12 protein-coding genes are annotated in these 14,348 nt (G+C 68.5%); 8 read left to right on the top strand and 4 right to left on the bottom strand.

The genetic code is table 11. From position 1 onward, the window contains the following. The first annotated feature begins 283 nt into the window (after positions 1-283). Together G1H11_RS21050 and G1H11_RS21045 are read left to right on the top strand one after the other, a co-directional pair. Positions 284-979, top strand: coding sequence for a response regulator transcription factor (locus tag G1H11_RS21050; RefSeq protein ID WP_163820556.1), 696 nt, complete (start codon positions 284-286; stop codon positions 977-979). Positions 980-984: 5 nt separating this feature from the next. Continuing rightward, on the top strand, positions 985-2,493 hold the full coding sequence (locus G1H11_RS21045) for an ATP-binding protein (protein ID WP_163820555.1): 1,509 nt from the start codon (positions 985-987) through the stop codon (positions 2,491-2,493). Between the two features lie 90 nt (positions 2,494-2,583). Here G1H11_RS21045 and G1H11_RS21040 read toward each other — a convergent pair whose 3' ends face one another. Next, entirely contained in the window at positions 2,584-3,531 is a 948-nt protein-coding gene (locus tag G1H11_RS21040) for a TAXI family TRAP transporter solute-binding subunit (RefSeq protein ID WP_174257848.1), read from the bottom strand. Positions 3,532-3,758: 227 nt separating this feature from the next. Between G1H11_RS21040 and G1H11_RS21035 the strand changes: the two genes are divergently transcribed. The 6 genes from G1H11_RS21035 (at position 3,759) to G1H11_RS21010 (ending at position 10,468) form a co-directional block, all read left to right on the top strand. Beyond that, a complete protein-coding gene (locus G1H11_RS21035; RefSeq protein WP_163820554.1) occupies positions 3,759-5,291 on the top strand; it encodes an SLC13 family permease in 1,533 nt (510 codons plus the stop codon). 49 nt (positions 5,292-5,340) lie between these two features. After that, the gene (locus G1H11_RS21030; protein WP_163820553.1) at positions 5,341-7,518 is read left to right on the top strand and encodes a DUF6351 family protein; all 2,178 of its coding nucleotides are present in this window, start codon (positions 5,341-5,343) and stop codon (positions 7,516-7,518) included. 144 nt (positions 7,519-7,662) lie between these two features. After that, entirely contained in the window at positions 7,663-8,493 is an 831-nt protein-coding gene (locus G1H11_RS21025; protein WP_163820552.1) for a DUF4397 domain-containing protein, read from the top strand. Then, complete coding sequence (locus G1H11_RS26080; RefSeq protein ID WP_163820551.1) at positions 8,490-9,164, top strand: sortase domain-containing protein; 675 nt, start codon at positions 8,490-8,492, stop codon at positions 9,162-9,164. The genes G1H11_RS21025 and G1H11_RS26080 overlap by 4 nt, the downstream gene beginning before the upstream one ends. Before the next feature lie 7 nt (positions 9,165-9,171). Further along, entirely contained in the window at positions 9,172-9,753 is a 582-nt protein-coding gene (locus G1H11_RS21015; protein WP_163820550.1) for a sigma-70 family RNA polymerase sigma factor, read from the top strand. Next, positions 9,740-10,468 (top strand): anti-sigma factor domain-containing protein, encoded by a 729-nt coding sequence (locus G1H11_RS21010; RefSeq protein WP_163820549.1) that lies wholly within the window; start codon positions 9,740-9,742, stop codon positions 10,466-10,468. Before G1H11_RS21015 ends, G1H11_RS21010 begins: the two co-directional genes overlap by 14 nt. Positions 10,469-10,604: 136 nt before the next feature. On the opposite strand, the gene G1H11_RS21005 is transcribed toward G1H11_RS21010, so the two are convergent. Genes G1H11_RS21005 through G1H11_RS20995 form a run of 3 tightly spaced genes read right to left on the bottom strand, consistent with a single transcriptional unit; the run spans position 10,605 to position 14,331 of the window. Then, positions 10,605-11,498: a U32 family peptidase gene (locus G1H11_RS21005; RefSeq protein ID WP_163820548.1), complete on the bottom strand. Its 894-nt coding sequence runs from the start codon at positions 11,496-11,498 to the stop codon at positions 10,605-10,607. Positions 11,499-11,509: 11 nt separating this feature from the next. Beyond that, positions 11,510-12,361: an IclR family transcriptional regulator gene (locus G1H11_RS21000; protein ID WP_216843998.1), complete on the bottom strand. Its 852-nt coding sequence runs from the start codon at positions 12,359-12,361 to the stop codon at positions 11,510-11,512. A gap of 44 nt (positions 12,362-12,405) precedes the next feature. After that, complete coding sequence (locus G1H11_RS20995) at positions 12,406-14,331, bottom strand: family 43 glycosylhydrolase (RefSeq protein WP_163820547.1); 1,926 nt, start codon at positions 14,329-14,331, stop codon at positions 12,406-12,408. Between the last annotated feature and the right edge of the window lie 17 nt (positions 14,332-14,348).

Below are 14,348 nucleotides of genomic sequence, written 5' to 3'. Positions count from 1 at the left end.
CTAGCGCCACGCACGCCGTTCTCCTCACACCTTGTTTTTGATCTTCGACAATCAAAAACCTAGGCGGAAAGAACGGCGTGCGCTGCTATGACACGCTCAACCCACCCACGGACATGTCACAAGAGCCCCAAATGATCATGTAAACCATGTTTTCTCGTGCTTCACCAGGTCTGCAGACCTGGTGAAGCACGAGAAAACCTACTTAACATGATCATTCGGATCGGGGTCGGGGCGCGCATACGTGGGGCGTGGCCCGACGCCGGAAGCCGTACGATGTGCCTCTATGCGGATCCTTGTCGTCGAAGATGACGATCGCGTGGCGCGCGGCCTGGTCACCGTGTTGACCAATGCCTCCTTCGAGGTCAGCAGGGTCGCCACGGCCGCGGAAGCGCTGCTCGCCCCGCAGGCCGACGTCGTCCTGCTCGATCTCGGCCTGCCGGATGCCGACGGCCTCGGCGTTCTGCGTGAGCTGCGGGAGCGGCCGGAGACGGCGGTGATCGCCGTGACGGCGCGGGCCGAGGAACACGAACGAGTGCGGGGTCTCCGTCTCGGCGCCGACGACTACGTGGTCAAACCGTTCGGCATTCCCGAACTGCTGGCCCGCATCGACGCCGTGCTCCGCCGGACCAGAGTGGCCCGCGGTGACAACCAGCAGGACGAGCCGCTCTCGCTCGGCCCGCTCGCCATCGAACCCGACACCCGCGAAGCCCTCGTCCAGGGGAGTCCGGTCGCACTGACCCGCAAGGAGTTCGAACTCCTGCTCCTGCTCGCCCGCCGCGCCCCGGCCGTGGTGAGCCGCGACATCATCGTGGACCAGGTGTGGGGGGCGACCTGGGAGTCGTCGACCCGCACCTTGGACACCCACATCGCGGCATTGCGCGCCAAGCTGGGTACGGACGTGCCCATCCGCACGGTCCGCGGCGTCGGCTACCGGCTGCAGATGGCACGCGAACCGGACGCCGCAGCGGCGAGCGAGTAGGTCACGTGCGCCACCGGTTGCTCGTCGTCCTCGTCCCGCTTGCCGTCCTGCTCGTGGCCGCGCTGGGCGTGCCGCTGGCGGCGACGGTGGCGCAACGCGAGATCCAGGAGACCTACGTTGACCGGCTCAACGACGCCGGCCGGTTCGCCTCGCTCGCGGAGACGGCGTTGTCCAGCGGCCGCACCGAGGCGCTCCGGCTCGAGCTGGAGCGCTATCAGGACCTCTACCGGATACCGGCCGCGCTCCTGGAGCCCGACGGCTCCGTGTTACTCGGCTCCCGCTCGTCGTTCGAGGCCGCTCGGGAGGCACACCCGGAGCTGTCCGGCATCGTCACCGCCGCGCTGGCCGGGTACCGCCCGGAGCCACCGGGCGTGCGGTGGCCCTGGGACGACCGGCCGCTGATCGTCGCCGAGCCGGTGGGCCGGGACAGCGAGGTGGTGGGCGTCGTGGTCACGGTCTCCCCCACCGACCGGACCCGGGCGGGCATCCTCGAGCGGTGGGGTCAGCTGGCCGCGCTCGGTCTGCTTCCTCTGGTGGCGCTGGCCGCGGTCGCCTGGCCAGTCTCCGGATGGGTGCTCCGGCCCGTCCGGCAACTGGACAGCGCCACCGATGCCATCACCAAAGGCGATCTGACGATCCGCGCCAACGACGTCAACGGCCCCGTGGAGCTTCGCCGGTTGGCGACGTCGTTCAACACCATGATGGACGCCGTCGAGCACGCCTCCGAACGGCAGCGCGCATTCGTCTCCGACGCCTCTCACCAGCTACGCAACCCGCTGACAAGTCTGCGCCTGGCGGTCGAGAACCTCGAGCCGCACCTGCACCGGCCGGCGGCCAGGGAAGCCCACGCGATCGCCGTGGACGAGGCGAAGGCGATGCACCGGATGCTCAACTCGCTGCTCGCGGCCGCCCGGATGGAGAGTATGCGAAGCGCCGTGCCGGTGGAGCTCGACACAGTCCTGATGACGCGAGCCGGCCGGTGGAGGGCGCTTGCCGCCTCCGCCGGATTCGCGCTGGAGATGGACGTGCCGCCAGGCCTGCGGGTGCTCGAGCCGCCGGGTGGGCTGGGAAGCGTGCTCGACGAGCTGGTCAGCAACGCTCTGCGACTGTCCGGCGGCGGGCGGGTATCGGTGGCGGCCGCCGAGTCCGCCCCTGCCCATGGAGGTCCGCAGACATCGCGCGGTCTGGTCGAGATCAGGGTGAGCGACGACGGTTCCGGGCTCGGCGACGGCGAGTACACCCGCGCCCTGCAGCGGTTCTGGCGCTCGCCCCGGCACCAGAACACGGCGGGCACCGGCCTCGGGCTGGCGATCTGCGCCGAACTCGTCGAGGCCGCAGGGGGACGAGTGCGCCTGGAGCCCGGCCTGCCCAGCGCGGAGGGCCGCGGTCTGGCCGCCGTCGTCGCCCTGCCCGCCGCCCCGGAGTCTTCCGGATCAGATGACAAAGCACCGGCCCCTGCCCGCTTTACGTCACCTGATCATTCGGCGTCCACCATGCGAGACGAGATCAGATGACACACCGGCGCACAAACCCGTCATTAGTGCACCTGATCGCCGACTCAAAAACGATCAGGTGACAAAACGACGATCAGGTGACGAAGGGAATCAGCGTTTGTGGTCGCGGAACCACTCGGCGGCACCCGGGTGCAGCGGGATGGAGCCGGTGGAGATGCCGGTGCGCACGTTGATCTGCCACGCCTCGGGCACCGCTGCCGCGTCCGGACGATCGGTGGTCAGCACGCCCGCGCGGGTGAAGATCGTCTCCGCCACGGCATACACGACGTCGCTGCGGAGACCGTCGCGGGCCAGCAACACGTTCGGCACCGCCACCGTCGGTGTCGCGGGCACGCCGTCGTAGGCGGTGACCGGGATCGTCGCGGGAATGTACGGCCCTCGATACACCCGGGCGAGCTGGCCGGCCTGATCGGCCAGCTCGATCAGCCTGATCGGATGCTCTGCCGCCACCTGGCTGATCGCGGGCGTGGGGATGCCGGTGAGGGAGAATTGAGCGTCGATGTCGCCCGAGACGAGAGCGGCGGCCGACTCCGCCTGGTTGAGCGTGTCGCCGGTGACCTCGATCCCGGTGAGCTCCACTAGCCGGCGGGTGGTGAACTCGGTCCCGGAGTCACGCGCGCCGAAGGAGATGCGGTGGCCGGCCAGCTGCGCGAAAGACCGGATCGGGGAGCCGTCCAGCACCACCAGATGCAAGTAACTGTCGTAGAGGCGGCACAGCGCCGAGATCCCTCGCGGCGGCAGGCCGTCAGGCCCGATCACGGCATCCAGGCTGGACAGTCCGAGGTCGGCATGGCCCCGAAGCAGCATGCGGATGTTGTCCGTGGATGCACGGCTCGGCACCGTGACGACGCTGGTGCCCGGGAGCTGATCGCCGATCAGTTCGGCCAGCCCGCCGCCGATCCGCCGGTAGACAGCGCCCTCCGGCCCGGTCGCCAGCCGCAGGTCCGCGAGATCGGCGGGGGCGTCCCCGGAACATCCCAGAAGTACCCCACCGGCCGCGGCCAGGACGGCGCGGCGGCTCAGCGCTGCCGACTGCATGCGCCGAAGCATACGGCCTCCGCCCTCGCGCCGGTCCCTCTCCGGCAGCATGCGGCGTGCAGAGGGCCAGGAGCGAATGTCAGAGGAACCTGAAGTTTCCCTCAGCGATCTTGTCGGCCCCCACAGCGGTAAGCAGAATCACTCCACGTCCCCACCCTCACACCCCCGTCACACTGCGGTGACCGCCGCGACACCGTCGCCGCCCCCTCAGCGAAGGAGGTATGACCATGACGACCAGTACCACCGCAACTCCCGAGCAGCCGTCGGTCACGGACGACGAGCAAGAGACCGGCCAGCGGGCAATCGTGCGCAAGCGCATCGGGCTGGCCCTCGGCGTGCTGCTCGCCCTGGGGCTGTACATCTTCCTGCCGGACACACTCTCCACGGAGGGGAAGACGACCGCGGCGATCGCCGCCCTGATGGCCGCCTGGTGGATGACCGAGGCGATACCGCTGGCGGCAACCGCTCTCCTTCCGCTCGTCTTGTTCCCCATCCTCGGCGTGGCCGAGATGTCCGACGTCGCGTCTCCGTACGCGAACGACATCATCTTCTTGTTCATGGGCGGCTTCATGCTGGCCTTGGCGATGCAACGCTGGCACCTGCACCGGCGCATCGCCCTGGCCATCGTCGCCACCGTGGGCACGAGCCCGGTCATGCTGATCGCCGGGTTCATGCTGGCCACAGGGCTCATCACCATGTGGGTCTCCAACACGGCCACGGCGGTGATGATGCTGCCGATCGGCCTGTCGGTGCTGGCGCTCGTCATGCAGGTGGGCGACGGCAAGGGCGACACCAACTTCGCCACCGCCCTCATGCTCGGCATCGCCTACTCCGCCTCCATCGGATCCGTGTCGACGCTCATCGGCACCCCGCCGAACGCGCTCATGCGCGGCTACCTGTCGGAGAACCACGGCATCACCATCGGCTTCGGCCAGTGGATGGCCGTGGGTGTGCCGCTTGCGGCGGTCTTCCTGTTCATCGCCTGGTTGATCCTGACCAGGGTCGTCTACCCGCCGAAGATCAAGGAGCTGGCCGGCGGTCGCGAGCTGATCCGTTCCGAGCTGCACAAGCTCGGTCCCATCTCACGCGGCGAGTGGACCGTGCTGGCGGTGTTCGTGGCGGCGGCGCTGTCCTGGGTGGTCATCCCGCTTGCCGCCGACAACGAATCCATCGCCGGCGCGCTGCCCTGGCTGGACAACATCAGCGACGGCGGGATCGCGATGGCCGTCGCCGTGGCCTTGTTCCTCATTCCGGTGGACGGGAAGAAGGGCATCGCCGCGCTCGACTGGGACACCGCGGTGAAGCTGCCCTGGGGCATCCTCATCCTGTTCGGCGGCGGCCTGAGCCTCTCATCGCAGTTCAGCGGCTCCGGCCTGAGCGCGTGGATCGGCGAGCGGGTCGGAGGGCTCGACGCGCTTCCGGTCTGGGTACTGATTCTCACCATCACCGCGCTGGTCTTGCTGCTGACCGAGCTCACGAGCAATACCGCCACGGCGGCGGTGTTCCTCCCGATCATGGGCGGGGTCGCGGTCGGCCTGGGCATGGATGTGATGGCGCTGGTGGTGCCGACCGCGCTGGCGGCGACGCTGGCGTTCATGCTCCCCGTGGCGACACCACCCAACGCCATCGCATTCGGCTCCGGCCACGTCACCATCGCCCAGATGATCCGCGGCGGCGTATGGCTCAACGTCGTGTCGCTGGTGCTCGTCCTGTTCGCCATGTACGGCCTGGCCACGTGGGTCTTCGGCCTGAGTCTCTGACCGCCTGCTGGTCAGCCTTCTGTTGCCCCCCATCAGAAAGGATCCGCCCATGTCCCGTCACCGATCCAGATCACACCTACTCGCCGGCGCGCTGGTCGTCACGCTCACCGCGGCGCTCGCGGCTCCCCTCGCCGCCACGAGCAGCCCTGAGGAGGCTGCCCGGCCCGAGCTGGGCATCTCAGTCGTGTCCGGTCGCGCCGACATGGTGACCGGCGGCGACGCGCTGGTGCGTATCGACGTGCCGGCCGCGACGCCGATGCACCGGGTCACGGTCGCCGCCGGCGGCACCGACATCACTGACGCGTTCACCGCCGACCAGTCCGGACGGACCCTCACCGGTCTGGTGACGGGGCTGGCCGAAGGCGACACCGCCATCGAGGCTCGCGGGCCCGGCAACAGCACACGGCGGACATCCTTGACGGTCACCAACCACCCCCGCCAGGGCCCCGTGTTCTCCGGACCGCACCAGCAGCCGTTCGCCTGCCGGACAACATTGTTCGAGATGCCGGTGCTCGGTGGCGACCTCGGTGAGCCGATCGACGAGGACTGTTCGATCGAGACCCGGGTGGACTACTTCTACCGGACGACAAGCGGCGGCTTCACGCCCTGGCCGGACGGTGCGTCGTCGTACCCGGAGAACCTCGCGACCACCACCACCCGGGACGGCGCGGAGGTGCCGTTCATCGTGCGGATGGAGACCGGAACGGTCAATCGCGCGATCTACCAGACCACCATCCTGCACGACCCCATCGGTGAGCCGGAGCCGGACTTCACCACCCGGCCCCAAGGATGGAACGGTGCGGCGATCTACACCCTCGGCGGCGGCTGCACCACCGGCTGGTACCAGCAGGGCAACCGCACCGGTGGCGTCACCAACGCGTTCATGCTGGGTGAGGGCTATGCGGTGATGTCGTCATCGCTGAACGTGTTCGGGGTGAACTGCTCCGACCTGACGGCGGCGGAGTCGGCGATGATGGTGAAGGAACGTTTCGTCGAGAGCTACGGCCCGGTGGATCACCTCATCGGGCACGGTGCCTCGGGCGGGGCGTACCAGGGGCACCAGATCAGTGACAACTACCCGGGCATCTTCGATGGGATCGTCGTCGGGGCATCCTTCCCCGAGGTGGGATTCGGCACGGTCAACTTCATCACCGACGCGTGGCTGCTGCACACGTACTTCAGCAACACCGCGACGGACGAGTGGACCGAGGAGCAGAAACGGGCCGTGACCGGTTTCGAGACCTATGCGACCGCACCGAACGTCTCCAACGGCGCCCGGCGTATCTCACCGACCGACTTCTGCGCGATCGTACCCATCACCGAGCGGTACCACCCGGAGACCAACCCCACGGGCGTACGTTGCGGCGTCTACGACCACGCAGTCAACGTGTACGGCACCGACCCGGAGACCGGGTTCGCCCGGCGCCCCCTGGACAACGTCGGCATCCAGTACGGGCTGGCGGCGCTCAACGACGGCGTGATCTCCGTTGACCAGTTCCTCGACCTCAATCAGGACGTGGGCGGGTTCGACAACGACGCCAACATGCGCCCCGAACGTTCCGAGGCTGACCTCTTAGCTGCCCGGGCGGCGTACCAGACCGGACGACTCACCAACGGTGGCGGCGGCCTCGCCGAGACGCCGATCATCGACTACCGCGCCTACCAGGACGACAACCCGAACGGCGATATCCACGTCCGCTACCACACGTTCTCCATGCGCGAGCGGCTGGAGAACGCCAACGGCACCGCCGTGAACCACGTCAGCCTGCTGGAGGACCGGCGCTACGGCAACTTCAGCACGAACAGCCCGCTGCTGCGGCACGCCATCACCCAGATGGACCGGTGGCTGGCCGGCATCTCCGAGGACACAACGGCACGGCCGAAGATCGACAAGATCGCCGACGCCCGCCCGGCCGAACTGGTCGAAGGGTGCAACACCCGGGACGCCAATCCGGAGTTCATCGCCCAGCCGTTGGACCGCGACCCGGCCAGTGAGTGTGAGCAGCTCTACCCGTCGGCGTCTTTCCCCCGGGAGGTGGCAGGCGAGAGCATCGCGGCGGACATCATCAAATGTCAGCTCAAGGAGCCGGACCCGGCCGACTACGCGACCGACTTCACCGCCGGGCAGTGGCAGCGGCTGACGGAGATCTTTGCCGGCGGCGTCTGCGATTACAGCGTCGCGGGGGTGGAGCAGCAGGGCCTGATCGGCACCTGGCTCCGCTTCTGACGCGACCCTGACGATGGGGCGGGACAGGCAGCCGGCTTGTCTCGCCCCATCCGGCTGAGAAAAATGGCGAGCCGTGCATCCGAACGCTCTCCTTCTTCTGAAGTGAGGAGTAAGAACACTCACGCTCTTCGAAGGAGGAACACCATGCGCCGAGGTATCGCGGCCATCGCCGTCTCCACACCGCTCGCCGTCGCTTTGGCGGCCACCGGTGCGGGTGCCCAGCCGAACGACGAGGCGACGGTCTCAGTCCTGCACGCCGTCCCTGGTCTCACCGTGGACGTGTACGCGAACGGCGATGAGCTCATCCCGGATTTCGAGCCTGGTACGCTCACCGATCCGCTGAGCTTGCCGGCCGGCACCTACGACATCGCTGTCTTCGCCGACGGTGACGGGCCGGAAGGGGATCCGGCCATCGACGCTTCAGGCGTGGAGGTGCCAGCCGGAGCCAACGCCACCATCGTGGCTCATCTCGACGAAGGCGGAGCTCCGACGGCCTCGGTCTTCGTCAACGACACCGGCGACCTGGCCGCGGGGAAGGCACGGGTCACTGTCCGGCACACCGCCGCCGCTCCCGAGGTGGACGTCCGGGTGAACGAGACACCGACGTTCGAAGGTCTGGCGAATCCGGATGAGGCGACAGCGGACGTCGACGCTGGGTCGGTCTCCGCGGACGTCGTGCTGGCGGGCACCGACGACGTCGTGCTCGGCCCCGCCGACCTGAACCTGGCCGAAGGCACCAGCACCATCGTCTACGCCTGGGGCAGCGCGGAGGACGAGAACCTCGACCTCGCGGTGCAGACCATCGACGGTCTCCACGGCGCTCCCGACGGAGTCCCGTCCGGCGAAGCGGGACTGCTCGACAGCGGTGGCTCGGCCGGACTCTGGTGGGGAGTCAGCGCTGCCGCGCTCCTCGGCGTCGTGGGCCTGAGCCTTTTCCACCGCCGCCGCAGCAGCGCCGGACACGCCTCCAGGTGAACCGGAGAACCCTGTGGCTGCCGGCTACGGTGACCGGGCTGGCTGCCGTGATCGCGACGATCACGGCGGCCGGCCTCACCGCGTGGACCGAGCCCACCGGAACCGCCGGCAAGACCGTTGCGAGCATCTCCGCCGATGTGCGGCCGGGCGCCGAAGCCCTGGAACCCGCCGAGAACCGTCCGGTGATCGAGCGCAACCAGGCGACACCGCCTCCGCTGCCCGATGTGCGGCCACCGGAACGCGTCACGCTCGCGGCGGCGGGAATCGACGCGGAGGTCGTGCCGGTGGGTGTCGAACCGGACGGGCAGATGGAGCTTCCCGAGAATCCCGACGTCCTCGGCTGGTACATGTACGGCGCGGCCGCGGGCGACGAACAGGGGTCGGTGGTGCTGGCCGGACATGTCGACTCGGCCGGGTACGGCCTGGGGCAACTAGCTCGATTGGGCGAGGCGGCACCCGGCGACGAGGTCGTCATCGAGACCACCGACGACCGAAATGTCCGGTATATAGTCGATCGTGTGGAGAGCTTCGCCAAGTCCGAGCTGCCAACGGCCGAGATCTTTCACCGTGGCGGCGAGGAAAGGCTGGTCATGATCACTTGCGGCGGGGACTTTGACGAGCGCGCGGGCAGCTACTCCGAGAACACCGTCGTCACGGCCGTACGCGCCTGAGCGCGCCGTGGGACCGGATGAAGACCCAGGCCAAGCCGACCAGTTCTCGGCGGACAACGCTCACGCAGAGAGGTTCGCCGGCGGCGACGAGACAGCACTTGCCGACGTCTACCGGAGACATGGTCCCCTGGTGCATACGCTGGCCCTGCGGGCTCTCGGCAACGCCGACGAGGCGGCCGATGTGACGCAGCAGGTCTTCATCGCTGCGTGGCGCGGGCGTGCCCGGTACGATCCCCGCAGCGGCTCCCTGGGAGGCTGGCTGGTAGGCATCACGAAGAACAAGATCGCCGACGCGTGGGCTGCCCGGGAACGGGACCGCAGACTCGCCGCCACCGCGGCGAGGGCCACTGGAAGCCAGGATCAGGAGAATTCGATCAACTCGCTGGCAGACCGCCTGGTGCTCGCCGACGAGCTGGCCCAGCTCGGCGAACCCCAGGGCAGCATCGTCCGGCTGGCGTTCTACGGACAGCTGACCCATACCGAGATCGCCGAATCCCTCGACCTCCCGGTCGGCACCGTGAAAAGCCACATCCGGCGGTCGTTGAAGCGACTTCGCAGCAGGCTGGAGGTGGACGGTGCCACACGTTGACTCCCATCTCATCGCCCTGCGTGCACTCGGTGAGACGATCCCAGAGCAGGCTGCTCGTCACCTGGAGGAATGCACGGAGTGTTCCCGCGAGCTTGAATCGCTGCGCCACGTCGTCGCTGTCGGTCGCGATCTCGGGCCCGATCACGAGCTCATCGCACCACCGCCTGCCGTGTGGGAGAACATCGCCGCGCAGACCAGCGCGGAACCGCCAGCTGAACGGGCACCGAGTACCACGGCCGAGCCGGCGCCAGCGCCGGAGGCCGAATCCCGCGGCCCGCGTGGACGGATGGCGTGGGTCTTGGCCGCCGCCGTCGCCGGGATCGCGGCCGGCATCGGCGGAGTGCTCGGCTGGCAGGCGCTACAGCCCGACGATGAGCCTGCCGTGGTCGCACGGGCGGAATTGGATCCGCTGGCCGAGTACACCATCGCCGGCAGTGCGTCGGTGATCGACGTCAACGGCGAGCGGGAGTTGGAGGTACAGCTCGATTCCTCCCCCGTGGTCGACGGCTTCCTCCAGGTATGGCTGCTCACTCCGGATGCCACCGGCCTGGTGTCCTTGGGCGTCCTCCATGGCGACACCATCACGCTGGCCGTCCCGGACGGGCTGGAACTCGACGAGTTCCCGGTTGTGGACGTGTCGGTCGAAGCGTTCGACGGCGACCCGTCCCACTCCGGAAACAGTGTGGTCCGCGGAGCGTTGAGCACCGACGTCTGAACCGGATCACCCCTCCGCTTACACGTCCTTCCGAATGATCATGTAAACCATGTTTTCTCGTGCTTCACCAGGGCTGCAGCCCTGGTGAAGCACGAGAAAACATGGTTTACATGATCATTCGGAAGTGGGGCGCGCCTCAGCCGCCGTCGGCCTCGGGGTAGTACCGCTTGAGCATCGCCAGGCCGATCGCCGCGCGACGGACCCGTTCCCGGGCCGTGTCGAGCGCGAGTCTGCGCAGATGGCCTCCGGACGGGTACAGATTCGGCGCGTTTCGCACGGTGAACTTCACGTAGACGGGTGAGGCCACGCGGACGATCTCCGGGAGCTCGTAGTGCCGGACCGGGGCGCCGAAATCGTCGGCCCCCTCGATGTAGATGTCCAGCGGCACCGACACCGCGGACCGGATGGCGGCGATGTCCTGCAGCGTCAGGTCCACGGGGAGGTTCAGGGTGGACGCGCCGACGTCCTCCAGCACCCGGGCCGTCGCGGGATTGGCCACCGGCAGTGAGACCGAAACCTTCAGCACCAGGTCGGTCGGGAGCTCACCGGCCCTCTTCATCTCCGCCAGGACCCACAGCTGCCCCACATCGGCCACCAGCACGCTGCGCACCCCCAGTTCGCACCCGCGCCGCACGTCCTCGATGCCGTAGACCAGCTGATCGGTGCCTCGGAGGCTGGACCCCAGGACGCGTCCAGAACTGGATCCGGCCTGAGCGCCCACGTCCCAGGCGGCGCGCGGGCCGGTGAACAGCGACACCTCGACGTCGTGCTCGCGGCCGAGCGTCACCATCCGCTCGATGTCGGCGTCGGTGAGCAGCATGATGCCGCTCCCCTGGCTGATCCGGTGCACTCGGACGCCATACTCCTCGGCCGCCGCCAGCACGGTCTCGAAGGCCTCCGGCCCTTCGACCGACGGGATCTCCACCCGGTACTGTGCCCCGTCGGCGAAGCGCGTGTCCGACGTCGGCAGCTCACCCACGTCGCCTCGGGGCAGGCCGAGGGAGGTGAGAAACGATCGGGTGGCGTGCATAGAGGACTCCTTCACCATGAGTTCGAACCACCGGCCGCGGTCCTGACGTCGCCGGGATCCCGGTGACCGAGCCGCGCTGACAATGCCCGGCCGGCCTCGGCCGCGAGCCGGGCGAGCTCTCCGTCGATCTGATCGGAGCGTTGCCCGGGCACGGAGATGCTCAGCCCGGCGACCACGGCCCCGCTGGCGTCCCGGACCGGTGCTGCCACACAGCGGACGTCGACGTTGGACTCGAACTCGTCGAAGGCGAGACCGCGTTCCCGGATGACGTCCAGCTCACGAAGGAGCTCGTCCAGGCCGGCGATGGTGCCGGGGGTCATCCGCACCCACTGCGTCACCTGCTCGTATCGCCGTGCCACCTCCTCGTCCCGGAGTCCGGCGAGCAGCACCTTGCCCACGGCGGTGCAGTGCGCGGGTAGTCTGCGACCCACCGCCGAGACCATCCGGACCGCCTGCGAGCTGTCCGCCTTCACCACATAGACGACGTCGGCGCCGTCGAGCATCGCCACGTGCACGGTCTCGTCGCAGCGCGCGACCACCTCGCGGGCCACCTCGCCGCCCTGCTCGGCAAGGTCGATGCCCTCGATGTAACTGCTGCCGAGTTCGAACAGGTGCAACCCGAGCTGGTATCGGTGCACGTTCTCGTCGACCGGGCGCAGGCACCGCTTCGCCACCAGCGTCTGGACCAGTTCGTAGGCCGAGCTGCGGGGCAGGCCGAGCTCCGCGGTGATCTCAGGCACGGATCGCGGCCCCTTCCCGTCGAGGAACAGCCCGAGGATGTCGATCGCCCGGCTCACCGCCGGCACTTGCCGCTCCGGTCGCGCCGTTCCGTCGTCCGCTCCCCCGCCACCATTGGTCTTCACAGCAACCCATTCTTCAGCGCTCCGGTTCACAACACACGTTTCTTTCAGGGAAGCGCATCTTCCAGTTCCTCGATCAGTGCATACAGCGTGGCCGCGTCCTCACCGGTGGCGAAGTGGTACGGCCGGACCTCCCCGGATCGGTGGATACGTTTGCGCACATCGGTCAGCTGGGTGCGGGCCTCGTCATAGCTTTCGGCCTCGATCAGGCCAGCGGCCCTCGTCAGCATGTTCCCCAGGGCGGTCAGCCGGCGGTCGCCGGCATCGGCTTCGGCACGGCCGGGCGCATGGCCGACGACCCTGCCGTCGGCGACGAAGCCGTCGAAGGCCGCGAGAAGAAGGGCTGCGTCGACGGGCTGCCTGTCGAGCTGCCATTGCTGCGGCGGCCACTTCGCGGCTTGGGTGAGGTTGCCGGCCTGGTGGTCACCGTCTCGCCGGTAGCCGCCGACGACGTCGGTCCCGATGACGCCGTCGACATTCTGTACCTCCAGGGCGAGGTTGGCACGCTCCGCCACCGGGCGGTGGAATCCGTGCCCAGTGTCGTCGAGGTACCAGCGCCGAGGCGCGTCGCGCTCGCCGTCACCCTCGTCCTCGCAGGGGACAACCACGACGTCGGTGCCTTCGTCGCCGGAGCCGTCGGCCATCGCCAGGCAGTGCCCTGACGTCTGGCCCATGTTCCGGAACCGCCAGAAGCCGTCGACGTCCATCTGCAACTCCCACATCTGGTCCAGGGAACCGTCGTCGCAGTCACTCTGGACGACGTCGCCGTCCCCGGCCGCGGTCAGGCAGCGTTCGCTCGGCACCGGATTCTGCAGGCTGTCCGGATCGGTGATGATCCCGTCCTGGTTGACCAGCCGGTAATAGGCGCGGTCGTCGAGGTCGTAGGGGCCGCCGCCCGGTTCGTCGAAGTACGGCCAGCCACCGTGCCAGTCCATGGGGCGGATCGCCATCGTGTTCTGTGGCCGGTAGGCGTGGTAGACGAGGTAGTGGACGCCGTCCTCGGTGAAGACGTCCGGCCCGCCGGGCGCCCGGTAGAGCCCGGCGGGCGTCGCCCCGGGCTGCGCCACCCGGCTGTTCAGGATGATGCTGCCGCCACCCTCGGCGAGCGGTACGCCGTTCTTGTCGACATACGGGCCGTGGATGTTCTCCGAGCGGCCCACCACGATTTTGTACGTGTTGTCGTCGCCGTTGGCGCGGCAGCACCAGTCCCAGCCGGTCAGCAGGTAGTAGTAGCCGTCGCGTTCGAAGACGGCGGGGCCTTCTATCCGGTTGAACGCGGGCTCGTCGACGGGGAACCGATCACTTCCGCGGTGGGCGAGGAGATGGATCTCGCCGGTGACGGTCACCATGTCGTCCTCGAGACGCTGAGCCATGATGCCGTCGAAGTGGGAGCCCCAGATGATCCACCAGACGCCGCTCTCGTCCTGGTGGACCACGGGGTCGATCGCGTTGTGGGTGGCGCCGCCGGGGTCGACGTCGCCGGAGGTGATGATCGGGGCGCCATGGTCCTCGTAACTGTCCGGGTCCCAGGGCGTGGTGGTGGTCTTCAGGCCGATCGCGGAGTCGTTCGAGCCGAAGTTGGACTGCGAGTAGTAGTAGTGGAACGTGCCGTCGATCTCCACCACATGCGGCGCCCACAGCGTTCCCCCGCTGACGTCCCAGGTCCAGTCTGCCTTCGGGACGTTCCCGTGGGTGGTCCACGGCCCCTCTAGCGTGGGTGCGCTGCGCACCGAGTTGTGCGTCGAAGCCACGTAGTATCGCTCACCGTCGGTGAACAGCGTCGGATCGTGCACGGCCACCTGGCCGGTCAGGGGGACCTGGCCAGAGGCGGGAGCGTCGCCCGGGGTCTCCGCCACCGCCTGGGGAACCAGCAGCGACACCGGCAGCGCGACCGCCGCAGTCACCCCGAGGGCAGGGAGGAATCGTCGTTGTGCCGAACGTGCCGTCTCGGCCGGCCTGCGCGACCATCTCATCCGCGTGCACCTTCCAT

The organism is Phytoactinopolyspora alkaliphila (genome assembly GCF_010550695.1).
In the GTDB taxonomy this organism is placed as follows: Bacteria; Actinomycetota; Actinomycetes; order Jiangellales; family Jiangellaceae; genus Phytoactinopolyspora; species Phytoactinopolyspora alkaliphila.
The sequence above is the reverse complement of the archived record's forward strand: the minus strand, read 5'-3'. Positions and strand labels throughout refer to the sequence as shown.

Excerpts from the sequence above, each read along its gene's own strand:
- G1H11_RS21050 (WP_163820556.1), top strand. The coding sequence starts at position 284 with ATGCGGATCCTTGTCGTCGAAGATGACGATCGCGTGGCGCGCGGCCTG.
- G1H11_RS21040 (WP_174257848.1), bottom strand. The coding sequence starts at position 3,531 with ATGCAGTCGGCAGCGCTGAGCCGCCGCGCCGTCCTGGCCGCGGCCGGT.
- G1H11_RS21035 (WP_163820554.1), top strand. The coding sequence starts at position 3,759 with ATGACGACCAGTACCACCGCAACTCCCGAGCAGCCGTCGGTCACGGAC.
- G1H11_RS21030 (WP_163820553.1), top strand. The coding sequence starts at position 5,341 with ATGTCCCGTCACCGATCCAGATCACACCTACTCGCCGGCGCGCTGGTC.
- G1H11_RS21025 (WP_163820552.1), top strand. The coding sequence starts at position 7,663 with ATGCGCCGAGGTATCGCGGCCATCGCCGTCTCCACACCGCTCGCCGTC.
- G1H11_RS21005 (WP_163820548.1), bottom strand. The coding sequence starts at position 11,498 with ATGCACGCCACCCGATCGTTTCTCACCTCCCTCGGCCTGCCCCGAGGC.
- G1H11_RS20995 (WP_163820547.1), bottom strand. The coding sequence starts at position 14,331 with ATGAGATGGTCGCGCAGGCCGGCCGAGACGGCACGTTCGGCACAACGA.